Source organism: Corynebacterium sp. LK2590, assembly GCF_040946105.1.
GTDB lineage: Bacteria > Actinomycetota > Actinomycetes > Mycobacteriales > Mycobacteriaceae > Corynebacterium.
Window position 1 is genome coordinate 69,186 of sequence record NZ_JAYWMH010000002.1, and the last position, 23,127, is coordinate 92,312.

The following is a 23,127-nucleotide window of genomic DNA, read 5'->3' on the forward strand; positions in this document are numbered from 1 at the left end:
AAGTGGGGCTACCAAGGTAGTCTAATGCTCATGAACAAACCCGCCGTTAGAGATGCCGCGCTGCTTGTGCTGCGGCTGATTCTCGGCCTCGTCTTTTTGTGCCACGGGGTGACCAAGCTGTTTATCGACGGCATGGACGAGACGGTCGGGCAGTTCTCCGCCCTGGGCGTGCCCCAGCCGCAGATTTTCGCCTGGCTGACTGCGGTCGGGGAGCTGGCCGGCGGCGCGCTTCTGGTCATCGGCCTGCTGACGACGGCCGCCGCCGCGGTGCTGATGGTCCTGGTCAGCGGGGCCTTCTACTTCGCGCACTGGGGCAACGGCTTCTTCGCCACCGAGGGCGGGATCGAATACGTCAGCGTCTTGTTCGTTTCCCTGCTGATGGTCGTCGTCTTCGGCGCGGGGCGGGCCAGCCTGGATGAGGTGCTCAACCGTGTTGACGCATGAGCAAGTCCAGGCCGCCATTTCCGCGCGCCTGGACGGGGAACTCCACGGGCTGGACGAGAACGTCGTCGACGCCCACATCGCCGAGTGCGCCGAGTGCCGCGCCTTCCAGGACAAGGCGGCCCGGCTGAGCCGCTCGCTGAGCTTCGCGGAGCCGGCCGGGGAGGGCATGGCCCCGCCGCAGGACCTGTCCGAATTCATCCTGGGCGGGGTGGAATCCGAATGGCAGCGCACCGCCGGGCGCCGCCACGCGGGGCTGGCGATGGCGCGCATCGCCCTGGTCGTCATCGCGGTCCTCAGCGCCGCGTGGGCCGTGGCCATGGTCGCGCAGTCCTCCGGCATGGTGCCGGGCACCGGCGAGGTCCTCGACCCGACGGCGGATCCGGACGGCGCCTCCGCGCTCATCGAGGGTGCGGCGCTGCGCCTGGGGCTGGCTTCCGGCCTTCTTTTCGCCGCCTGGCGCCCCCGCCTGGCCCCGGGGCTCATGCCGCTGACCTGCACGCTGTTCGCCTTCCTGTGCGGCTTCGCGATGCGCGACATCGCCCTGGGCAACCTCGTCCTGGACCAGGTCTACGCGCTGCTGGCCACGGGGCTGGCCACCGCGGCGCTGGGCTGGGCCTGGGCTGCCGACCGCGGCTTCAGCCTGCGCGGGGCCTGGCGCGTTTTGGGCGCGGACCCGAACTAGGCCGACAGCACGGCTGGCCCTGGCTAACCCCGGTCAGCCCCAGCTAGGTCCAGCTGGGCAGCCACATCATCGACTGGTACCAACTCTCCGGGACGGTGAACCCGTAGAGGATGGGCGCGAAGTAGAAAAACATCGCCACGACGGCGGCCACGTAGCCGACCACGGCCACCGAGCCCCACCGCAGCGGGCGGGCCCACCGGGCGACCGGGCCGCGCCCCGCCAGCTGCCCGGCTATCAGCGCCAGGCCGACGATGACGAAGGGGATGAGCGCGGCGGCGTAGAAGAAATACATCTGCCGGTCGTAGGCGGCCAGCCACGGCAGGAAGCCGGCGGCGAAACCGATGAGCACGGGCGCGAAGCGGCGGTCGCGGCGGACAAACCAGCTCCACGCCGACCACAGCAGCACCGGCACGATGAGCCACCAGATGATCGGCGTGCCGAACAGGAAGAGCATCCGCCGGCACTCGATGCCGCCCGTGCACGTCATCTCCGTCTGCGAGTGGTAGAGAATCGGGCGGGCGGCGACCAGCCACGCCCACGGCTTGGAATCCCACGGGTGGGAATGCCCGCCGGAAGTGGTCAGGGAGGCGTGGAACTCCAGCACCGAGAAGTGGTAGTAGAGCCAGCTGGCGAGGGCATCGGGAAGCAGATGCAGCCAGGAGCCGGCCTCGATGGTGCCGTCGGTGGCCGCGTGGCGGTAGACGGCGGTCTCGCTGGTAAACCAGGCCCGCCACGACCACACGTACAGCGCGGCCGGCACCGCCACGAGCGAGGCCAGCGCGGCCGGGGTATCGCGCAGCAGGGTGCCTAGCACGTAGCGGCGGACCCCGTAGCGGCGCCGCAGCCACAGGTCGGCGAACACACTGGCCAGGCCGAAGAACATGATGTAGTACAGCCCGGACCACTTGACCGCCAGCGCCAAGCCCAGGAAGACGCCGGCGCTGAAGCGCCACCAGCGGAAGCCGAAGCGGGGGCCGAAGGCGGCATCGTTGAGCAGGCCGGTGCGCCAGGCGTCATCGAGGCGCTGGTGGACCTGCTTGTGGTCGTGGACCAGGGCCCAGGCCGCGGCGACGATGAAAAAGACCTGGAAGATGTCCAGCATGCCGAAGCGGGAGGAGACCAACAGCACGCCGTCGCAGACCGCGATGAGGCCGGCGATGGTCGCCACCACCGTCGAGTTCGACAGCTGGCGGGCCAGTGCCATAATCAGCAGGACGGTGCCGACGCCGAAGAGCGCGGCCATCGTGCGCCAGCCTAGCGGCGTGTAGCCGAAGACCTGCTCCGAGATCGCGATGAGCTGCTTGGCCAGCGGCGGGTGCACCACCAGCCCGTAGCCGGGGTTCGACTCGATGCCGCCGACGAACAGGTTGTCCCAGCTGCGCACCATGTCCCAGGCCTGCGGCACGTAGTGCTTCTCGTCGAAAATCGGGGTCTCGTCGCTGGTGGGGTATTGGAGGCCGACGAAGCGGCTAACGAGCGCCAGCGCCGCGATGACGAGCGTGGTCACCGTGTCCGCCATAGTCCACGTCACGGGCCGGGGGCCGGCGGCAGGCCGAGTGTGGGCGCCGCGCGGGACGGCGGCGGGCTGGGCGGAGGTAGTGCGGATACTCACCCCAGATAGTTTAGGGTACGGCCCTGTGCCATGCTGTTAGGTATGAGCTTTGAGTTTTCGTTGGAGCCTCTCCCGCGCGGCGTCGTGCTGGCCGCCACCCCGCTGGGCAACCCGGGGGACGCGAGCGCGCGCCTGCTGCAGGCGCTGGGGCAGGCCGACGTCGTCGCGGCGGAGGACACCCGCCGCGTGCGCGCCCTGGCCCAGGCCCTGGGCGTGGAGATCCGGGGCAAGGTGGTCTCCAACTTCGACCACAACGAAGAAGCCCGCGCCGCCGGGCTTATCGATGCCGCCCGCTCCGGCACCGTCCTCGTCGTCACCGACGCCGGCATGCCGATAGTCTCCGACCCGGGGCACTCCCTGGTGGTCGCCGCCGCCGAGGCCGGCGTGCCGGTGACGTGCCTGCCGGGGCCGTCGGCGGTAACCACCGCGCTGGCGCTGTCCGGGCTGGGCGTGGGGCACTTCATCTTCGACGGCTTCGCCCCACGCAAGGGCGGGCCGCGGCGCAAGTGGCTCGAGTCGCTGCGCGGCCAGGAGCGCGCCGTGGTCTTTTTCGAGTCGCCGCACCGGCTGGCCGAGACGCTCTCGCTGGCCGCCGAGGTGCTGGGGGAGGACCGGCCCGCGGCGGTCTGTCGCGAGCTGACCAAGACCTACGAGGAGGTCAAGCGCGGCCCGTTGGGGCAGCTGGCCGAGTGGGCGGGCGAGAACGCGCGCGGTGAGATCACCGTCGTCATCGAGGGCGGTGCGGCCGCCGCCGTGGGCGTGGACGAGCTGGTGCCTAAGGCCCAGGAGCTGGCCGCTGCCGGGTTGCGGCTCAAGGCGGCCTGCAAGCAGGTCGCTGGCGAGGCGGGGGTCTCCAGCCGCGAGCTTTACGATGCCGTCTTAGCCGCCCGGGACTAGCGGCCCGAGGCTAGCCGCCCGGGAATCGCTGCCCGCGACTTGCCTCCGCGGCCCGTCTCGCCGCCCGGGCCGGGCCTTGTGAGGCCCGCTGCCGTGGCTGGCAGTTCCCTGAGACCGGTGGGTGGGAAACAGCGTATTTTTGGTCTACTTGCAGGGAAAATAACCGTTCACAGCAATTCTTAACCCAATTGTTATAGGAACGTGTTGTGTCACCGTCGGAAAACTTAAAGACTAGCGGTTATGCCGAAGCCTGCAGAGGTCACGGCGCGGCGAAAATCGGGGATAAACCCCGGAGATTAAGGAAAAAACGCGGTCGGCAATTTGAAAGACTTTCCGGTTTCGAACAACCTAGATTGCATGACAAATTCGGAAAACAACGTGCCTGAAGGGGCGGATCCGCACGATCCGGACGTGCTGGATTCCAAACCGGTAGATCAAAAATACGAAACCGTTGATGAGGCGCTGGACGGCCAGTCGGCGACGAGCCAGCTGGCTTCCATGCTGGACAACGAGGGCCTTTCCTCCGAAAAGCACGAGGAAGAGCCCGTCGAGATGGCCGCCGACGGCGACGCCAAGATCGACTGGACCGTGACCGGCGTTGCCGGGGCGTTGGTTCTGGCTATCGTCATCTGGGGTCTGGCTGGCGCCGACAGCTTCGCTGAGTTCTCCGGCAAGGCCCTGAACCTGGTCGTCGATAACTTCGGCTGGGCCTACGTGCTGTTTACCACTATCTTCGTGGTCTTCGTTCTCGCTATCGCGGTCTCCAAGTTCGGTACCATCCGGCTGGGGCATATCGACGAGGAGCCGGAGTTCTCCACGCCGTCGTGGATCGCGATGATGTTCGCGGCCGGCATGGGCATCGGCCTGATGTTCTACGGCGCTTCCGAGCCGCTGGCCTTCTACCGTGACGGGGTTCCGGATCACAACCCGCACGAGGTCGATACCGCCATGGCAACCGCCATGTTCCACTGGACGCTCCACCCGTGGGGCATCTACGCCATCGTGGGCCTGGCTATTGCGTACTCCACCTTCCGTATTGGTCGTAAGCAGTTGCTGTCCTCGGCCTTCGTGCCGCTCATCGGCGAGAAGGGCGCTGCCGGCCCGGTCGGCAAGCTGATTGATATCCTGTCGATTTTCGCCACCGTTTTCGGTACCGCCTGCTCCCTGGGCCTGGGTGCCCTGCAGATTCAGGCCGGCCTGTCCGCCTCCGGCATCATCGAGGATCCGGGCAACGGCGTGGTCATCGGCATCGTTCTGGTTTTGACCCTGGCCTTTATCCTGTCCGCTCTGTCGGGCGTGGGCCGCGGCATCCAGTACCTGTCCAACGCCAACATGGTCATGGCCGCGCTGCTGGCCATCTTCGTGTTCATCGTTGGCCCGACCGTCAACATCCTGAACCTGGTACCGGGCTCCATCGGTGCCTACCTGGATAACTTCACCGAGATGATCGGCCGTACCGCCGAGTCCGCCAACGGCGAGGCCGGCGAGTGGCTCAGCGGCTACACCATCTTCTACTGGGCATGGTGGGTCTCCTGGTCCCCGTTCGTCGGTATGTTCCTGGCGCGCATTTCCCGCGGCCGTTCCGTCCGCGAGTTCTGCGTCGGCGTCCTGTTGGTCCCGGCCGGCGTGTCCACCCTGTGGTTCGCTATCTTCGGTGGCTCGGCCATCCACGCCGAGCAGACTGGCAACTCGATTGCCGGCGAGAGCGCCGAGGAAGAGCTGTTCAACCTGCTCAACGGCATGCCGCTCGGGGCGATTGCTTCCATCATCGCCATGATCTTGCTGGCCACGTTCTTCATCACCTCCGCGGACTCCGCGTCGACGGTGATGGGCTCGATGTCGCAGAACGGCAAGTCCGACGCCCAGCCGTGGCTGTCCGCCATCTGGGGTGTGCTGACCGCCGCGGTTGGCCTGACCCTGCTGCTGGTCAACGAGGACTCGCTGAACAACCTGCAGAACGTCACCATCGTGGCCGCTGCGCCGTTCCTGGTGATTGTCGTGCTGTTGATGTTTGCCATCGTCAAGGATCTGCGCAACGACGTCATCTACCTTGAGTACCGCGAATCCCAGGCCTTCCAGCGCAAGCTCGCCCGCGAGCGCCGCCTGCACCGCGAGTACCAGCGCGCACAGGAGACCAAGCGCCGCCGCGCCGAGCGCCTCAAGCTCAAGCGCAAGCACTAAGCCTCTCGCGCATACGCCAAAAGCGCACCGACCCTTTTGCGGCCGGTGCGCTTTTTTCGGTTCAGGCACGCCGAGTAGGCGCTACGGAGTAGTTTCCGTGGCGCCTTTCGCGTATTTGGCTGGGGTTGTTCCTTGGGGTTTGCGGCTGCCCCCCGTGTCAGCCGTCAGCCGTCAGGGCCCGCCGCCCCAGGGTGGATCCCAGGTCACCCTGCCGTGTCTTCGGTTGACCCGTCCGTGTCTGGGATAGGCCGGGTCGTCGTCGTTCCACGAATTATGGAACTCGCACAACAAGGTCAGGTTCTCTTGGTTGGTTTCTCCGCCGTCTACCCAGGGGTGGATGTGGTGGACCTGGCACTCATCGGCCGGTTTCCGACAGTTCGGCCAGGCACACGTCGTGGTCTCCGCCTTCGCCATGTCCTTCTGCTTCGGTGAAGCATGGCGCTGGTACCGGTATTGATTGACCGGACCCCGCCTCGGATCCACCAGGGTGGCCAGGCCCGCGTCCAACAAGCATTGGCGGACGTACTCGGCGCCCGTCATGGTGGTCCCGTTGGTGAGCTGCAGGGTGATCTCGTCCCCATCACCGGCAAGGATTTTCACCCAGTCGGGCAGGGAGATGACCACGTGCGTGGCCTTCGGTTGCTTCTCCAGGCCACCGCTGAAGAGGGCTTCGACGTCGGGGATGGTCTTGATGGTGGCCCAGAGGTTTTCCACCAGCTCAGGGTCCCCGGTCACCGAAAACGTGCTGGGGCCGTCTTTGCGGCGGGTGACCCGCACGCCTTCGGCCGGCGGTGCCGGGCGGTTAAGCTCCAGGACCTTTTTGTTGGCTAGTCTACGCAGCGGTTTGGTGGTGCCAGGCGTGTTGCACAGTTCGATGAGCATGGCCCAGGCCTCGCCCTTGTGTCGGACCCGGCGGAAGGCGTTGTCCAGCACCAGCAAAGTATCTAGATGGTGGCCCTGCGCGGCGGCCGCTTTCCTCGCGGCGGCCTGCTTGCGCGTATACGTGGTGTGCCCGAAAAACGTCTGGCACGCACGGTAGTGCGCGGCTGCGGCAACGTCCGACATGACAGCCTTCAAAGCGGGCAGGCTCAACTCGCGGCACAGGCCCAGGTAGGAGATCCCGTCCGCGAAGATAGAGTGTGCTGCTTTCAAAGTGTCCATGGCTGTCGTTGTCATGACTCACACGCTAGAAGCCCCTGGCAACCCCTACAAGGCCCGAAAACCCGATCTGTGGATAACTCGGAGCAAAGTAACCACCCTGCGCAAACTATCCACAGGCCGAAAACGGCCGTTTTTGCGCCGCGACCTGCCCAAAGGGCGAAAAATGGAGCAATGTGCCCAGGTAGGCATCGTTAAGCGTGGGACTGAAGTAGGAGGCCCGGGTGGAATTCGATAGGCTAGTAGGCATGACTGAGTCGGTAGTTGTAAACGTTGCCTGGCCGTATGCCAACGGCCCCCGCCATATCGGACACGTGGCGGGGTTCGGCGTCCCCTCGGATGTGTTCGCGCGCTACCAGCGAATGCGCGGCCGCAACGTGCTGATGGTCTCCGGTACGGACGAGCACGGCACCCCGCTGCTGGTGCAGGCCGACAAGGAGGGCATCTCCGTCCGCGAGCTGGCCGATCGCTACAACCGGCAGATTGCGGAAGACCTCGCGGGCCTGGGCCTGTCCTACGACCTATTCACCCGCACCACCACCCGCAACCACTACGCGGTGGTCCAGGAGCTGTTCAAGGGCCTCTACGCCAACGGCTACATGATCAAGGAGACCACCAAGGGTGCAATCTCCCCGTCGACGGGCCGTACCTTGCCGGACCGCTACATCGAAGGCACCTGTCCTATCTGCGGCGCCGACGATGCCCGCGGCGACCAATGCGACAACTGCGGCAACCAGCTGGACCCGGCCGATCTGATTAACCCGGTCTCCAAGATCAACGGCGAGACCCCCGAGTTCATCGACACGGAGCACTTCCTGCTGGACCTGCCCTCGCTGGCCGACGCCCTGCGCGAGTGGCTGTCCACCCGCGAGGACTGGCGCCCCAACGTGCTGAAGTTCTCCCTGAACCTGCTCAAGGACATCCGCCCGCGCGCGATGACCCGCGACATCGACTGGGGCATCCCGATCCCGGTCGAGGGCTGGGAGGAAAACTCCGCCAAGAAGCTCTACGTGTGGTTCGACGCGGTCATCGGCTACCTGTCTGCCTCCATCGAGTGGGCCCACCGCACCGGCAACCCGGACGCGTGGAAGGACTACTGGCAGAACCCGGACGCCCGCCACTACTACTTCCAGGGCAAGGACAACATCACCTTCCACTCCCAGATCTGGCCGGCCGAGCTGCTGGGCTACGCCGGCCGCGGGTCTAAGGGCGGCGAGCAGCACCCGCTGGGCGAGCTGAACCTGCCGACGGAGATCGTTTCCTCGGAGTTTTTGACGATGTCCGGCTCGAAGTTCTCCTCGTCGAAGGGCGTGGTCATCTACGTCAAGGACTTCCTGAAGGAATTCGGCCCGGACCCGCTGCGCTACTTCATCGCCGTCGCCGGCCCGGAGAACACGGACACGGACTTCACCTGGGACGAGTTCGTCCGCCGCATCAACAACGAGCTGGCCAACGGCTGGGGCAACCTGGTCAACCGCACGGTTTCGATGGCGCACAAGAACTTCGGCGAGGTGCCCGCCCCGGCCAGCCTGAGCGAGGCCGACAAAAAGATCCTGCAGCTGGCGGAGGAGTCCTTCGCCACCGTCGCCGAGGCTCTGGAGCACTCCAAGTTCAAGGTGGCCATCACGGCGGCCATGCACGTCGTCGGCGAGGCCAACGCCTATATCGCCGACCAGGAGCCGTGGAAGCTGGCCAAGGACGACAGCCAGCGCGAGCGCCTGGCGACGGTCCTGTGGACGGCCCTGCAGGTCGTCTCCGACTGCAACGTCATGCTCACCCCGTTCCTGCCGCACATCGCGCAGCAGGTCCACGAGACCCTGGGGCGCAGCGGCGTCTGGGCGGCGGAACCGCGCATCGAGGAAGTCGCCGACGACCTGCCGGTCGAGCTCGTGGGCGTGGGCCTGCCCCCGCAGGGCCACACGTACCCCATCATTACGGGCGATTACGACCAGCAGCAGGCCACCTGGGCCCGCGTGGACGTCGAGCCGGGCACCGCGCTGGCCAAGCCGAAGCCGCTGATCGCCAAGCTTGATCCGGAGCTGGGCGAGACCGGCCCGGAGTGGGCGCCGGTCCAGAAATAACCGGACGTGCCCTTTAAGACCCCCGCTACTGCCAGCGGGGGTCTTTTTATTTGAAGTGGCGCTGCAGGTGCACCAGGCCCAGGCGCTGGTCGTGCTTGGTGTGGATATTCGGCATGCGGCCGGTTTCCTCGAAGCCGAGCTTGCGGTGCAGCGCCAGGGAGGCCTCGTTGGTGTCGACGATGTAGGTGATCATCGTGTGCACGTAGGGGTTTTCGCCCGCGTGCTCGACGACGGCGCTGAGCAAAGCGGTGCCGACCCCGCGCCCGGTGGCGGCGGGGGAGAGGTAGATGGTGTCCTCGACGGTGCCGTAGTAGATGCCCGGGATGACGAACTGGAAGTAGGCGGCGAAACCGATAACCCCGCTGTCGTCGGTGGCGACGAAGACGGGGTAGCCGTCGGCCTCCAGGTCGGCAATCCACTTGGCGCGGTCGGCGCCGGTTTCCTGCCAGGTCACGAGGTTGTTGGCCGGCTCGGCGTTGGTGCCGGCGTTGAAGATGTCGGCGATGGCGTCGGCATCGTCGGCCGTGGCGCGGCGAATCTGGAAATCTGCCAAGGTGTTGACTCCTTAGTGCGTACTGCGGTTGTTCCGGTACGTTACAGTACTCCGCCTATAATGGCGCCATGTCGAAAAAGAAGCGCCCGACCCCGCAACCTGCTGAATTTATCCCGCACCTGGTGGATGCCCACACCCACCTGGCGTCGACCGGCGAGGCCGCTGAGCTGGTGGAGCGCGCCCGCGCCGCCGGCGTGGAGAAGCTGTGTACGGTCGGCGACGGCCTGGAGGAGGCGGCCGCCGCGCTGCGCACCGCGCAGGAGTTCCCGGACGTCTACGCCGCCTGCGCCATCCACCCCACCCGTGCCCACGAGCTGGACGCGGCGGCCCGGGAGCAGCTGCGGGAGATGGCTTCGGATCCGCGCTGCGTGGCCATCGGCGAGACCGGCCTGGACACCTACTGGATCAAGCACAGTCCGGAGGACACCGCCTCCCTGGAGGTCCAGGAGGAGGACCTGCGCTGGCACATCGACCTGGCGGTGGAGACCGGCAAGACGCTGATGATCCACAACCGCGAGGCGGATGCAGACTTGCTCCGCGTGCTTGCCGATGCCCCCGCCCCGCCGCGCATCATGCTGCACTGCTTTTCTTCGCCGCTGGAGGTGGCCAAGGAGGCCATCGACCGCGGCTATATCTTGTCCTTCGCGGGCAACGTCACCTTCAAACGCAACGAGGAGATGCGCCAGGCCGCCGCGCTGGCCCCGGCGGGGCAGCTGCTGATTGAGACGGACGCGCCGTATATGACACCGGAGCCTTTCCGCGGGTCCCGCAACGAACCGGCCTTCATCGGGCACACCGCGGCGTGCGTGGCGCAGGCGCGCGGGATGCGCGTCGAGGAGCTGGCAGAAGAGGTCTCGGCGACCTTCGACGCGGTCTACGGGCTGGCTTAAAGCCTAAAGTGTGGCGATCTTCACACGCGCCGTTTGTGCAGGTAGCCGGTGGTGCCTGTGAATGCAGTGGTAGTTGGTGGCGCTGGGATGGCTGTGTCTGTTTAGTGCTCGACTGAGCTGGGCTGTTATCGTACTGTTATTAAAAGTTGACGCCCCGGCCGCAGCCACGTGAATCTACGCGAACCGCGTGCGGCTAGGGCGCACCCACGTGGATAACACCATGGGTAAAACCAGCCGTGTCCCCAGCAGAAGAAAGCTCAGAGAGTTTAGAGTTCGATGACTACTTCCCACCAGATTAAGCGCATTAACAACACTCGTTCCCTGCCCCTGCGCATCGCCACCGGCGGCGTGCTGGGCACCCTGGCCGTCGGCGGCGTCGTGGCCGTCGGCGCCCAGAAGGACGTCACCGTCGACGTCAACGGGGAAGAGGTTGCGCTGGCCACCTTCGCCAAGGACGTGGAGGGCGCGCTGGATAGCGCCGGCGTCCAGGTCGGCGACGAGGACGTGGTCTACCCGGCCCCGTCGGAGGACCTGCGCGGGGGAGACACCATCACCGTGCGCACCGCCAAGCCGGTGGCTGTGACCGTCGATGGCGCGCAGCAGAAGCTGTCCTCGACCGCCCTGACCGTTGAGGACCTGGTCGGCCAGCTGGAAAACATTGCCCCGGGCGCGGCCATCCTGGCCGGCGGCTCCGAGGCTAACGCCTCCGACAAGGTCACCGAGAACATGTCGCTGGAGGTCGTCAGCCCGAAGATCGTCCGCATCAACGACGGCGGCAAGATCACCTACACCAAGATCGCGGCCAAGACCGTCGGCGACGTGCTGAAGGACCGCGGCATCGAGGTCGACAAGGACGACCAGGTCACCCCGGCCATCGACGAGGTGCTCACCGAGGGCATGGAGATTAATGTCGACAAGATCTCCACCGACGAATTCGACGTCACCGAGGAATTCGACGCCGAGCCGAACTACGTCGACGACCCGGAGCTCGAGGAGGGCACCGAGGAGGTCCGCGAGGAGGGCACCCCGGGCGAGCGCACCAAGACCTTCCGCGTGGTGACCAAGAACGGCAAGGAAGAGTCCAAGGACGTCATCAAGGAAGAGGTCCACAAGGAGCCGACCGCCGCCGTGGTCGCCCGCGGCACCAAGAAGGCCGCCTCCGCCCCGGCCGTGGCCGGCGGCTCGGTCTGGGACTCCCTCGTGCAGTGCGAGGCCGGCGGCGACTGGAACATCAACACCGGCAACGGTTTCTCCGGCGGCCTGCAGTTCACCCCGTCCACCTGGGCGGGCCACGGCGGCACCGAGTACGCGCCGGAGGCCTGGCAGGCCACCCGCGAGCAGCAGATTGCGGTCGCTGAGCGCGTGCAGGCTTCGCAGGGCTGGGGCGCCTGGCCGGCCTGCACCGCCAAGATGGGCCTGCGCTAAAACCCGCGCGGGCATGGACTAAGATGGGTGCCCATGAGTGACACCCTCCTGGGCCCGCAAGAAATCCGCCAGCTGGCGCAGCAGCTGGAGGTAACCCCCACCAAGAAGTGGGGGCAGAATTTCCTGCTGGATCCTAATACCATCCGCCGGATCGTCGCCGCCGCCGAGGTCGGCCCAGACGATCGGGTTATCGAGGTAGGCCCGGGCCTGGGTTCGCTGACGCTCGGGCTGGTGGGCCAGGCCGCCCAGGTCACGGCCGTGGAAATCGATCCGCGCCTGGCGGGGCAGCTGCCGCAAACCGTCGCCGAGCGCGATCCGGATAACGCGGCGAAGCTGCGCGTGATGGAAAAAGACGCGCTGAAAATCACCGCGGGCGAGCTGGGGGAGCCGACCGCGCTGGTAGCCAACCTTCCGTACAACGTTGCGGTGCCCGTGCTGCTGCACCTGCTTGCGGCCTACCCGTCCATCGAGCGCGTGCTGGTCATGGTCCAGCTGGAGGTCGCCCAGCGCCTAGCGGCGCAGCCCGGCAGCAAGATCTACGGCGTGCCCAGCGTGAAGGCCGCCTTCTACGGGAAGGTGCGGCAGGCGGGCACCATCGGGCGCAACGTGTTTTGGCCGGCCCCGAATATTGAATCGGGCCTGGTGCGCATCGATTGCTACCGCCCGGGGCAGGCGCCCTGGCCGGTGACCGAGGAGGCCCGGGCGCAGCTCTGGCCGGTTGTCGATGCCGCCTTTGCCCAGCGCCGCAAAACCCTCCGCGCCAGCCTGGCCGGGCACTTTGGCTCCGCCAACGCGGCGGAGGAGGCGCTGCGGGCAGCGGGCATCGATCCGCGTCAGCGCGGCGAAAAGCTCGCGGTGGAAGACTTCGCCCGGCTGGCGGGCATTGCCGGCGCGGCGGGGGAGGCGAACTAATGGGTGAGTTTGCGGTACGCGCGCTGGCGCACGCCAAGGTGAACCTGCACCTGGGCGTTGGCGACGCGCGCGAGGACGGCTACCACGAGCTGGTCAGCGTCTTTCAGGCGCTGGATATCCACGACGTTTTAGACCTGGAGACCCGCGGAAGCGTGCGGCCGGGCGAGCCGGTTGTGCTGGGCATGGACGTTTCCGGCGCCTACGCGCAGGGGGTTCCGGCCAACGAGCAGAACCTGGCGTGGCGTGCCGTGGAGATGGTCGCCCGGGGCTTTCGGGACCGTGGGGTGGGCGAGCTGCCCGGTATCCATATCTCCCTGCGCAAGGGGATTCCGGCGGCCGGCGGGATGGCCGGCGGCTCGGCGGATGCGGCGGCGGCGCTGCGGGCGGCCAACGAGGCCTTTGCCCGGGCGGCCGGGTACGCCGGTTTGGACGAGTCGGCGCTGTATGCGGCGGCCGAAGAGCTGGGGTCGGACGTGCCGTTTACCCTGTTGGGCGGCACGGCGTTGGGTACGGGCCGAGGAGAGAGGCTCGCGGAGATGCTCACGCGCAGTTCCTATCACTGGGCGCTTATCACCTCCGCGCAAGGGTTGTCGACCCCGGCGGTCTTCGGCGAGCTGGACCGGCTGCGCGCGGCCGGGCAGGGCGGTCAGCCGCGCCTGGACGCGCAGCCGGTTTCGCAGGCGCTGCTGCGCGGCACGCCGGAAGCGCTGGCTGAAGCGCTGGCGAATGACCTGCAGCCAGCGGCGCTGAGCCTGCGCCCCGACCTGCGCCAGACGCTGCGGGTGGGCAAGTCCGCGGGAGCGCTGGCCGGCATCGTCTCGGGTTCGGGCCCCACGTGCGCTTTCCTGTGCGCGGACCCGGAGGCCGCGGCCGACGTGGTGGGGGAAGTCACCACGGAAATCCCGGGCACGCGCGGGCTGGTGGCCCAGGGCCCGGCGAAGGGCGCGCACCTAGTGGAGGCGCCGGGCTCAGAGGATTAGAAGACTTCCATCTCCGTGACCGGGGTCTCCAGCTCGACCCGTTTGACGACTTCCTTCTTGAACAAGTCGATGATGACCAGTTCCTTCTGGTTGGCGTCGGTGACATACGCGTAGCCGTTAGCGGCCTTGAGGATGGGGCCGGGTGCCTGCCATTCCTCGTTTTCGGTCCACGGGGAAATGGCCTCGATGCTGTCGGTGACCTCGGCCGAATCCGGATCGATGACGTTGAGCTTGCCGTCGGTGGTCAGCACCAGGCCCTCGTCCAGCGGGCCGCGGGCCAGGGAACGGAACCAGTAGCTGCCGTCTAGGTCGACGGTGCGGGCGGAGTTATCCTCGGCGTCGATGAGGGCGACGGAGGTGGGCCGCTCGTGCTCGGCGTCCGCGTCGGTCTTGTTGTCGGCCAGGATGATGTTGGATTCCTCCGAGCCGGCGGCGTTGCCGGAGCGCTGGTAGCCGCCCTTGCCGGCGAACGCGGAGACGTCGACCTTGTGGAAGTCGGAGCCGTCGAAGACGACGGGGCCGTCCTCGCAGCCGAAGACGATATTGCCGTTCTGGGCGGCGGCCTCGCCGTGCACGCCGGGGCACTCGGTGGTCTCGGCTAGCTTCTTGCCGTCTGCGTCCAGGTGCTGGATGGTGTGGCGCTCGTCCTCGGTGCCCTGGGTGACCACGACGGAGCCGTCCTTGAGCGGCACGGCCACGCCGTGGTGCGGGGCTCCGGTCTCGACGGTGTTGACGGGTTCGGCGGCCGCCCCGTCGGCAACCATGTCCTTGGTCTTGTAGATCTGGGCCTTACCGTCGCCGTCGGAGAAGAGCGCGGTGTAGCCGTCGTGGCTGACCACGTGGCCGGCGTGGGGGAGGCCGGCGAAGGTGGCATCGCTGAGCGCGGGGTCCTGGGTGAAGTAGTGGAAGTGGTCGCCGTGGGCCTGGCGGATGAGCCCCATGTCGAAGGCCTGGAACTTGTCGCCGCGGGTGACCAGGGCGTGGCGGCCGTCGCCGGCGGGGTTCAGGCGCTTGAATCCGGAGGCCTCCGCGTGGCCGATTTCCTCGCCGGACTTGGCGTCCAGGCTGATGAGCTCGTCGTCGGTGCTGAGGAGGATACGGCCCGGCAGCTGGGCGACTTCCTCCTGGCCGGCGGCGGCCTCGACCCCGTCGTGGTGGTGTTCGTGGTCGGAATGCGCGTCCGCGGCCTCGGTGTGCGCGGCCTCGGAGGGCTGGGACTCGGTGCTGTCGTCGGGGCGGGAACAGCCGGTGACCACCAGTCCGGCGGCGGTTAAAGCGGCAAGGGTTCGAATAGCTGATTTCTGCATACCGAAAGCCTATTGCAAACAGCTTTCATCTGCAATAAGGGGTGTGGTGGGCGGCGAAGTAAGATGGTGGGCTGTTATGGCGAACCTTTTAAACTTGGAACAAGTCAGCAAGTCCTACGGCCTAAAAACCCTGCTCGACGGGGTGTCGCTGGGCGTGCAGACGGGCGACCGCATCGGCATCGTCGGGGTCAACGGCGGGGGTAAGACGACCCTGCTGGAGGTCTTGAGCGGCATCGCGGAGCCGGACGCGGGGCGGGTCAGCCACGCCAACGATCTGCGCATGGCGGTGGTGACCCAGCGCTTCGAGCTGGACGAGCAGCTGACCATTGCCGACTGCGTGGTGGCCCCGCTGGGGCTGGAGACCTACGAGTGGGCCTCGAACGCTAAGGTGCGCGACGTGCTCTCTGGGTTGGGCATCGCGGAGCTGGGCCTGGAGACCCCCGTCGGGCAGCTTTCCGGCGGGGAGAAGCGCCGCGTGAGTCTGGCCGCGGCCTTAGTCAAGGACCTGGACCTGGTGGTTTTGGACGAGCCGACCAACCACCTCGACGTCGAGGGCGTGCAGTGGCTGGCCCAGCATCTCCTGGCGCGCAAGCTGGCGCTCATCGTGGTCACCCACGACCGCTGGTTCCTGGACACGGTGGCCACGCTGACCTGGGAGGTCCACGACGCGACCGTCGACGTCTACGAGGGCGGCTACAACGACTGGACCTTCGCGCGGGCGGAGCGCGCCCGGCAGGCCGACGCCATGGAGCAGCGCCGCCGCAACCTGGCGCGCAAGGAGCTGGCCTGGCTGCGCCGCGGGGCTCCAGCGCGCACCTCGAAGCCGCGCTACCGCGTCGAGGCCGCCGAGGCGCTAATCGCCGACGTGCCGGCCCCGCGCGACAAAGTCGAGCTGATGAGCTTTTCCAAACAGCGCCAGGGCAGGGTGGTCATCGAGCTGGAGGACGCGACCATCGCCGCCCCGGACGGGCGGGTGCTGCTCGATCACTTCACGTGGCGCCTGGCTCCGGGCGAGCGCATCGGCCTGGTCGGCGTGAACGGCTCCGGCAAGACCACGCTCCTGCGCGCGCTGGCCGGCGACTATGAGCTCAGCGCCGGTAAGCGCATCGAGGGTCAGACCGTGCGGCTGGGCTGGCTGCGCCAGGAACTCGACGACCTGGACTCGCAGCGCCGGCTTATCGACGCCGTCGAGGACGTGGCCACCTACGTCCAGCTGGGCAAGAAGGAGCTATCCGCCTCGCAGCTGGCCGAGCGCCTGGGCTTTAGCCCGAAGCGCCAGCGCACCCCGGTCGGGGACCTCTCCGGCGGCGAGCGCCGCCGCCTGCAGCTGACCCGCGTGCTCATGGCGGAACCGAATATCCTGCTGCTGGACGAGCCGACCAACGACCTGGACATCGACACCCTGCAGGAGCTGGAATCCCTGCTGGACTCGTGGCCGGGCACCCTCGTGGTCATCTCCCACGACCGCTACCTCATCGAGCGCATCGCCGACAACGCCTACGCGCTGTTCGGGGACGGCAAGCTCACGCACCTGCCCGGCGGCATCGATGAGTACCTGCGCCGCCGCGCCGAGCAGGAGGCCGCCGCCGAGCGCGGGGTCATCAACCTGGGCGAGGGCGAGGCCCCGGCGCCGGAGAAGAAGGGCCTGTCGCAGGCCGAGGAGCGCACCATCACCAAGAAGATGAACGCCCTCGAGCGCAAGATCACCAAGCTGGACCAGCAGATCGACCAGGTCAACCAGGAGATGGTCGAGGCCGCGGAACAGGTCGACACCGAGCGGCTGACGGCGCTGGATGCGACACTGAAGGGGCACCGGCAACAGCGCGAGGAATTGGAAATGGAATGGTTGGAATGGGGCGAAAAGCTGGAAGCGTAGCGCTAGACCACGCGCGCGAGGTCTTCTCCCGGCTCAACGCCTGGGGCGCGCTGGCCGCCGCTATCTTCTTCGTCATCGGGCTGACCCCGTCCATCCTGCCGCGCACCTGGTACTACCAGGGACTTATCTGCGGCCTGGCGGCCGGTCTGGGCTACCTGGTGGGCCTGGGCCTGGAGTGGCTGTGGACCCGGATCGTCAGGCGCTACCTCGCGCCGCGTTACCGCTGGCTCGACGCGGAGACCTGGTCGCCGCGGCAGCGGACCTTTACCGCTTACGCCTTCTACGCCGTACTGGGCATCTGGGTGCTGGCGGTGACCTTCTACTCGGTGCGGTGGCAGCGCGACGTCGCCGAAAACTTCTCGGTGCCGGCGCTCAGCCTGCCCAAATACCTGCTGGTCCTGCCGGTGGCGCTGGCCGTATTCACCGCGCTGGTCGTCGTGGCCCGCGGGCTGCGGGCCCTAGTCCGCGCGCTGGGGAAGGCGATCCCGGGCAACTGGCCGCGCCGCCGCCGCCAGATCATCGCCGCGGCGGTGGTGGCTGCACTCGGCGTCTACCTGCTCGACAGCGTCGTCCCGGGCGTCATCGTGCGCGCCGGGGAAAAGATCTTTACCGCCCAGAACGCCGACCCCGGCCCGGCCACGCGCGCGCCGGCGAACCCGGAGCGTTCCGGCTCGCCCGAGTCGGTCATCGACTTCGACGGGGTGGGGCTGCAGGGCTCGCGCTTCCTCAACGCCGGCGCCTCGCGCGCCGAACTCGAGCGGGTCACCGGGCGGCCGGCGAAGGAACCCATCCGCGCCTACGCGGGCCTGGGCAACGGCGCGACGAATGCGGAGCGCGCCCGCTTGCTCATCGAGGAGCTGGAGCGGACCAAAGCCACCGAGCGCGAGGCCATCCTGCTGGTGATGACCACGGGCACGGGCTGGATCTCGTCGTATTCCGCGCAGGGTTTCGAGCTGCTCTACGGCGGGGATACCGCGGTGGTCGCCGCGCAGTACTCGGCGATGCCCTCGGCCTTCCACTTCCTGGCCGGCGGCGAGCAGGTCGAGCGTGCCGGGCAGGAATTCATCACTCCGATCGTCGACTGGTGGAACACGCTGCGGCGCGACGACCGCCCGCGCCTCTACCTCTACGGCGAGTCGCTGGGCACCACCGGTATCGAGGCGGCGTTTTCCGGGCTCCGCGACATCGCCAACTCCGTCGACGGCATCCTGCTGACCGGGCCACCGCACTTCAACCGGCTGCGCACCCAGTTCGTGGAGCGCCGCGACCCCGGCACCACGGAGATCAAGCCGGTCTACGCCGGCGGTCTGGTGGTGCGTTTCGCCACCACCAGCGCCCAGGCCCGCGAGTGGGCCAGCCTGCCGGAGCAGGACTGGGGCCCGACCCGCATGCTGTATATCCAGCACACCTCGGATCCGGTCAGCTGGTGGTCGCCGGGGCTGACCTGGCGTGAGCCCGACTGGATGAGCGAGGACACCCAGGCCAGCCGCGATTCAGCGATGTCCTGGTTCCCGGTGATCACCTCCCTGCAGGTCGCCGCCGACCTGCCGGGGGCGAAGAACGTGCCCGACGGCGCGGGACACAACTACGGCGAGTCCGTCATCGACGGCTTCGTCTCCATCGCCGGCTCGGAACTTGCCGCCGAGCGCGACCCGGCGGAGCTGCACCGGCAGTTCGCCGAGCTCGACGTCGATAAGTACTAGCGAGTGCCGGGCCGCAAAGGATTACAAAGCGATATCGATTCGCCGCCACGGGCGCGCTCGCGTGGCGAAAGGAGTACGCGGCTGGCAGGGTCGGGAGTATGCGCAACCACCGTCGAACTCGTAAGTTTTCTACCGTCCTGGCCGCCGTCGCCGTGACCCTCGGCGGGACGCAGGCAGCCCAGGCCCAGGTGCTGCCGCAGCCGGCGGACCTGTCATCCCAGGCAGGCGCCCAGGTCGAGCAGCTGTCCTCGCAGCTCCCGCAGGTGGAGCTGCCCGCCCCGGCCTACGAGGCCGCCGACCGCTTCGGCATCCAGCTGCCGGCCTTCATCGCCCCGCCGCAGGGTGCCGCCTTCGCCCAGGTTCGCTCCGATCTCGGCGCGGCCACCCACGCCCACCTGGTCAAGCAAGGCCACCACCCGAACCAGCGCGCGGCGGGCATCGCCCAGCAGTGGGCCGACGAGGCCGCGGCCGGCAAGGTCCACTTCAACGGCAAGGTCGGCCACGGCACCGCGGCTGCCGATGCCGGCGAGGGCTCCGTCCACCGCCTGACCGAGCAGGAGGCCCGCGAGCGGACCGCGTGGCTCAACCGCGACGTCCCGGTCACCCGCATTGACGATGGGCGCGGCTTCGGCGTGGCCACCGCCACCGACGGGAAGTTCGTCTACGTGGCCGAGTTCTTCCTGCGCTAGTGTGATTAGCGCCTCCTCAGCGAGGCAAGGCCCCATCCACCCAGACGGGTAGGATGGGGCCATGATTTTTATCAACGTTCAATTCCACGTCAAGCCCGAGTACGCCGAGACCTTCCTCGATGAGATCGACTGGTACACCCAGGCCTGCAACGCCGAGGAGGGCTGCCTGGACTTCAAGTGGTTCCGCGATCCGGAAGACCGCCAGAAGTTCCTGCTGCTGGAGACCTACGCCGACGGCAAGGACGTCGACCACGTCCAGTCCGAGCACTTCGAGCGCTCCTGCCGCGAATTCCCGCAGTACCTGGTCGAGACCCCGGACATCATCAACTTCCACATCGAGGGCAAGGAGTCCTGGGACAAGATGGCCGAGTTCAAGGTCGAGGACTAAACCTCACACTTAGTCGTCGTGGCCTTCTCGCCGTGGGCGTAGCGCAGCAGCCCGTAATAGAAGGCCAGGGCGTATTGATCGGTGCCCACGCCCGCCACCGGATGAATCCCGTCTTCGCGCAGGTAGTTCGGGTCGTGCTGGGCGTGCGAGCACCAGTCCGCTAGGTAGACGTTGTCGTATTTTTCTACGGCGGCAATGGTCTCCTGCCGCGCAGCGGTCATCCAGTCACGGTCGCCGTAGGGGGTGGCGATAAGCACCGTGCGCTTTGGCCCGATGGCCTTCATCATCTGATCGATTTCGTCGTCTAACTGCGGCCCGTTGGTGCCGAATCCCAAAAAGACCGTGTCCCGCAGCTGGCCCGAGTCCGCGAGCTGTTGGATGGCCGGCACTCCCTGGTCGTAGTGCCGGGAGACCGCCGCGTCGATATAGATTCCGGGGAAGCGGTCCTGCAGCGACTGGCTGGAGGCCAGCATCACGGAATCGCCCACGGCGGTAATCTCGTCGCCGCTGGGCATGGGGTGGACCATGTCCGGGGTCTTCTTATCCTCCGAAGTCTTGCCATTCGGGGCGCTAGCGGCGTCCCCGCCACCCTTGCGCGGGCTGTCGTCGCTAGGCGCCTGGGCGTTGTGGGACTGGTTCTGCGCGGCCAGGTCATCTAGCTCCTGCTCGAATGAGGTCTTGTCGCCGGAGTGGGCCAGGCCCCAGGCGATGCCGCCGAGGGAGCTGAAGACCAGCACGGGGACCAGCGGCCACGCCGCCACCTTCCACGCCGAGCGCAGCGTGGCCCAGTCGGGGCGGGCGGACCAGAAATCGCGGGCGGTGGTGCGGTAGCCGCGGCGGCGCAGCGGGTTTTCAATGCACCGGTAGCTGACCTCCGCCAGCCCGGCAGACAGCAGCAGGGCGAGGATACCCACGGCCCACACGTTCGCGCCCCCGATAAGCTCCCGCAGGATAATGACGACCGGCCAGTGCCACAGGTAAAGGGAGAAGGAACGCTTGCCGGCCCAGCGCATGAAGCGGTTGGCGAACAGCGCGTTGAGTACTGGGCGCTCGGCCAGGATGCCGCAGATGATCGCCACGCCCAGCACGCTGGAGGCCAGCAGCCCGCCGCGGTAGGTAAAGGTTAAGTCGTCGGCCATGAACAGCAGCTGCGCGGCGTAGGCGACCAACGCCACCAGGCCGACGGCCTCGGCCACGCGCCGCCCGGAAGCGGAGTAGTGCGGCCACGCGGGCGCTTCCGGGTTCGGGTTGCGCGTGGTGATGATAAGGGACAGGCCCGCGCCGGCCAGCAGGCCGAAGGCGTGGGTATCCGTGCCGTAGTAGACGCGGGTCGGATCCTCGCCCGGGGTGACCAGCCAGGCCATCGCCAGCGCGGAGGCAACCCCCAGCGCCACGCTGACCCCTAGCGCGAGGCGCCGCGGTTGCCGCCTGCCCAGGGAGAACAGCCCCAGGATAACCAGCGGCCACAGCAGGTAGAACTGCTCTTCCACGGCCAGGGACCAGTAGTGGGCGAAGACCTGGACCTCGTTGTCGGCGAAATAGGACTGGGAGGTCGCGATCTGGACCCAGTTGTTGGCGAAGAACAGGGTGCCGAAGAATTGCTCGCGTAGGTTGACGGCGATATCGCCGCCGATGGCGCCGACCAGCGCCGTGCAGATAGCCAGCACCGCCACGGCCGCAGGCAGGATGCGGCGGAAACGCCGGACCCAGAAATCGCGCAGGCTAATCCCGCCGGTCACGTCGAATTCTCGGACCAAAAGCGAGGTAATCAGGAACCCGGACAGGACGAAGAACATGTCCACGCCCAGGTAGCCGCCCGGCAGCACGTCGCCGAAGAAGTGGTAGATAATCACCGCGGCGACCGCCAGCCCGCGCAGGCCGTCGAGGGCGGGCACGTAGCGCAGCCGCGCCGTGTTCTTCTTCCGCGGTTGCTTCCCTCCCGCGGCGGCGCGGACACCGCCCACCTCCCGCGGGCGCGGAGCCGCAAGAGAAGATCCCGCCTTGCCGCCTGCCGGCAGCGCCGCCGGCGCAGCCTTGGCCACGCGGGGTTGCGTAGCGGCCGCTGCCTTCGGGGCAGTGCCCACTACCTGGGGAGCGGCCTTGACCACCGGGCGCCGGTTACTCGCCGGCGCAGCTGTGCGGCCGGCGGGAAGCGCCTTGCGCACCGGGTTGGGCCCGAGCGCGCGTTGCGGCTGGGGCACCGCGGCAGGCGGTGTGGTCGGGGCTACAGGCGATGCAGGGCCCTGTTTTGCCGCCTCGCCGGGGCTGCTCGGCTCCTTCTTCGCCTCCGGCTGCTCCGGTTCCGGCTGGGGAGTTGGGGCAGGTTGAGCAGGTGGCGTGCTCGGCGAAGACGGCACACCGCTAGTGCCGGTGCTCTGGCTGCGACTGCGGCGCTGGTTCAGCTTCTTTGCAATGCGCTTGCCCAGTTTGCCGGCCCTAGAACTCACCACTGGCTCCTACCTAGCTTGGGGGAAATAACCGTGCCCTGATCTGCGAGTGAGACTCATTATCAGGGCAATGGTGGGGATTATTCTCCAAACCAGTCGCGGAGTACTTCTAACACGCCGTTGCGAAGATTGGAGGGAGCTTGGAGATCGGCGATCTCTTTCAGGCGGGGGTGAGCATTCTCCATCGCCACGGCGGTGCCGGCGGCCTGGAGCAGCTGAAAGTCGTTGAGGTAGTCGCCGAAGGCGGCGGTTTCATTCATCGGGATGTCCAGCTTCGCGGCCAGTTGTTCCAGCGCGTGGCCCTTGTCCGCGTCGGCGGACATGACGTCCAGCCAGTTCTTGCCGGAAATGGCTAGGTTGTTGCCCGCGGCTGCGGCCCGCAGGTGCGGGGCGACGTGCTCCTCGGAGTCGCCGGTGCAGTAGACCGCCAGCTTGACCAAGGGCTCTTCGGCCGCGACCGGGGCAAGGTCGTCGACCACGGTCACGGAGTGGTAGTACTTGTCAATTTCGGCCCGGATGTCAGCCGGGGTACCCGCGGCGACGTAGGCCGTTTCCGGGGCGCAGAGGACGACCGCGTAAGTATGGGCGCGGTCGATGTTCTCGCAAGCCGTCAGGCAGTCCGTGACCACGTTGGCGGGCAGCTGGGTGGTGTCCACGACCTGGCCGTGGTGGCTGACCACGGTGCCGTTTTCCGCGATGAAGGACTCGATGCCGCGGATTTCGGCGAACATGTCGCGGAGGGTGGCCAGCTGCCGGCCGGAGGCGGGTACCAAGACCGCACCGCTGTCGTGGAGCTGGGCGGCGAGTTCGGTGAACCCGGCGGGGATGCGGCCTTCGCCGTCGAGGAGGGTTCCGTCCATGTCGAGGGCGATGAGCCGGGGAGTAGGTGCAGGCATAATGAT

19 protein-coding genes are annotated in these 23,127 nt (G+C 67.5%); 13 read left to right on the forward strand and 6 right to left on the reverse strand.

All coding sequences use genetic code 11. The features are described 5' to 3' along the window. Positions 1-30: 30 nt before the first annotated feature. Both VVR85_RS03030 and VVR85_RS03035 read left to right on the forward strand, forming a co-directional pair. Entirely contained in the window at positions 31-444 is a 414-nt protein-coding gene (locus VVR85_RS03030) for a DoxX family protein (protein WP_368519491.1), read from the forward strand. Beyond that, complete coding sequence (locus VVR85_RS03035) at positions 431-1,126, forward strand: zf-HC2 domain-containing protein (protein WP_368519492.1); 696 nt, start codon at positions 431-433, stop codon at positions 1,124-1,126. The genes VVR85_RS03030 and VVR85_RS03035 overlap by 14 nt, the downstream gene beginning before the upstream one ends. Positions 1,127-1,169: 43 nt before the next feature. On the opposite strand, the gene VVR85_RS03040 is transcribed toward VVR85_RS03035, so the two are convergent. Further along, positions 1,170-2,645, reverse strand: coding sequence for a dolichyl-phosphate-mannose--protein mannosyltransferase (locus VVR85_RS03040; RefSeq protein ID WP_368519784.1), 1,476 nt, complete (start codon positions 2,643-2,645; stop codon positions 1,170-1,172). 135 nt (positions 2,646-2,780) lie between these two features. Here VVR85_RS03040 and rsmI point away from each other — a divergent pair, with 135 nt between their 5' ends. Next, positions 2,781-3,635 carry a 16S rRNA (cytidine(1402)-2'-O)-methyltransferase gene (rsmI, locus tag VVR85_RS03045; protein ID WP_368519493.1) on the forward strand — a complete coding sequence of 285 codons (855 nt, stop codon included), beginning with the start codon at positions 2,781-2,783 and terminating at the stop codon, positions 3,633-3,635. A 357-nt stretch (positions 3,636-3,992) separates the two neighbouring features. Then, complete coding sequence (locus VVR85_RS03050; RefSeq protein ID WP_368519494.1) at positions 3,993-5,816, forward strand: BCCT family transporter; 1,824 nt, start codon at positions 3,993-3,995, stop codon at positions 5,814-5,816. Between the two features lie 171 nt (positions 5,817-5,987). On the opposite strand, the gene VVR85_RS03055 is transcribed toward VVR85_RS03050, so the two are convergent. Next, on the reverse strand, positions 5,988-6,992 hold the full coding sequence (locus VVR85_RS03055; protein ID WP_368519495.1) for an HNH endonuclease signature motif containing protein: 1,005 nt from the start codon (positions 6,990-6,992) through the stop codon (positions 5,988-5,990). Between the two features lie 230 nt (positions 6,993-7,222). Here VVR85_RS03055 and metG point away from each other — a divergent pair, with 230 nt between their 5' ends. After that, a complete protein-coding gene (metG, locus tag VVR85_RS03060) occupies positions 7,223-9,055 on the forward strand; it encodes a methionine--tRNA ligase (protein WP_368519496.1) in 1,833 nt (610 codons plus the stop codon). Positions 9,056-9,101: 46 nt separating this feature from the next. On the opposite strand, the gene VVR85_RS03065 is transcribed toward metG, so the two are convergent. Further along, positions 9,102-9,608 carry an N-acetyltransferase family protein gene (locus VVR85_RS03065; RefSeq protein WP_368519497.1) on the reverse strand — a complete coding sequence of 169 codons (507 nt, stop codon included), beginning with the start codon at positions 9,606-9,608 and terminating at the stop codon, positions 9,102-9,104. A 68-nt stretch (positions 9,609-9,676) separates the two neighbouring features. Between VVR85_RS03065 and VVR85_RS03070 the strand changes: the two genes are divergently transcribed. From VVR85_RS03070 to VVR85_RS03085, 4 genes are all read left to right on the forward strand, one after another. After that, the gene (locus tag VVR85_RS03070; protein WP_368519498.1) at positions 9,677-10,498 is read left to right on the forward strand and encodes a TatD family hydrolase; all 822 of its coding nucleotides are present in this window, start codon (positions 9,677-9,679) and stop codon (positions 10,496-10,498) included. A 276-nt stretch (positions 10,499-10,774) separates the two neighbouring features. After that, positions 10,775-11,923, forward strand: a complete 1,149-nt coding sequence (locus VVR85_RS03075; RefSeq protein ID WP_368519499.1) for a transglycosylase family protein — start codon at positions 10,775-10,777, stop codon at positions 11,921-11,923. A 33-nt stretch (positions 11,924-11,956) separates the two neighbouring features. Continuing rightward, entirely contained in the window at positions 11,957-12,835 is an 879-nt protein-coding gene (gene rsmA, locus VVR85_RS03080; protein WP_368519500.1) for a 16S rRNA (adenine(1518)-N(6)/adenine(1519)-N(6))-dimethyltransferase RsmA, read from the forward strand. After that, complete coding sequence (locus VVR85_RS03085; RefSeq protein WP_368519501.1) at positions 12,835-13,815, forward strand: 4-(cytidine 5'-diphospho)-2-C-methyl-D-erythritol kinase; 981 nt, start codon at positions 12,835-12,837, stop codon at positions 13,813-13,815. The genes rsmA and VVR85_RS03085 overlap by 1 nt, the downstream gene beginning before the upstream one ends. On the opposite strand, the gene VVR85_RS03090 is transcribed toward VVR85_RS03085, so the two are convergent. Then, complete coding sequence (locus tag VVR85_RS03090; RefSeq protein WP_368519502.1) at positions 13,812-15,122, reverse strand: hypothetical protein; 1,311 nt, start codon at positions 15,120-15,122, stop codon at positions 13,812-13,814. The two genes, VVR85_RS03085 and VVR85_RS03090, sit on opposite strands and share 4 nt — an antisense overlap. A 76-nt stretch (positions 15,123-15,198) precedes the next feature. Between VVR85_RS03090 and VVR85_RS03095 the strand changes: the two genes are divergently transcribed. The 4 genes from VVR85_RS03095 to VVR85_RS03110 all read left to right on the forward strand — a co-directional run bounded on the left by VVR85_RS03095 (position 15,199) and on the right by VVR85_RS03110 (position 19,778). Further along, positions 15,199-16,998: an ABC-F family ATP-binding cassette domain-containing protein gene (locus VVR85_RS03095; protein ID WP_368519503.1), complete on the forward strand. Its 1,800-nt coding sequence runs from the start codon at positions 15,199-15,201 to the stop codon at positions 16,996-16,998. Then, positions 16,974-18,701, forward strand: a complete 1,728-nt coding sequence (locus VVR85_RS03100; protein WP_368519504.1) for an alpha/beta-hydrolase family protein — start codon at positions 16,974-16,976, stop codon at positions 18,699-18,701. Before VVR85_RS03095 ends, VVR85_RS03100 begins: the two co-directional genes overlap by 25 nt. Before the next feature lie 98 nt (positions 18,702-18,799). Then, positions 18,800-19,390 (forward strand): hypothetical protein, encoded by a 591-nt coding sequence (locus VVR85_RS03105; protein WP_368519505.1) that lies wholly within the window; start codon positions 18,800-18,802, stop codon positions 19,388-19,390. Positions 19,391-19,451: 61 nt separating this feature from the next. Then, positions 19,452-19,778: a putative quinol monooxygenase gene (locus tag VVR85_RS03110; RefSeq protein WP_296204898.1), complete on the forward strand. Its 327-nt coding sequence runs from the start codon at positions 19,452-19,454 to the stop codon at positions 19,776-19,778. On the opposite strand, the gene VVR85_RS03115 is transcribed toward VVR85_RS03110, so the two are convergent. Next, complete coding sequence (locus tag VVR85_RS03115) at positions 19,775-21,979, reverse strand: acyltransferase family protein (protein ID WP_368519506.1); 2,205 nt, start codon at positions 21,977-21,979, stop codon at positions 19,775-19,777. The genes VVR85_RS03110 and VVR85_RS03115 overlap by 4 nt on opposite strands. Before the next feature lie 326 nt (positions 21,980-22,305). Then, positions 22,306-23,121 (reverse strand): HAD family hydrolase, encoded by an 816-nt coding sequence (locus tag VVR85_RS03120; protein ID WP_368519507.1) that lies wholly within the window; start codon positions 23,119-23,121, stop codon positions 22,306-22,308. Positions 23,122-23,127 lie beyond the last annotated feature (6 nt).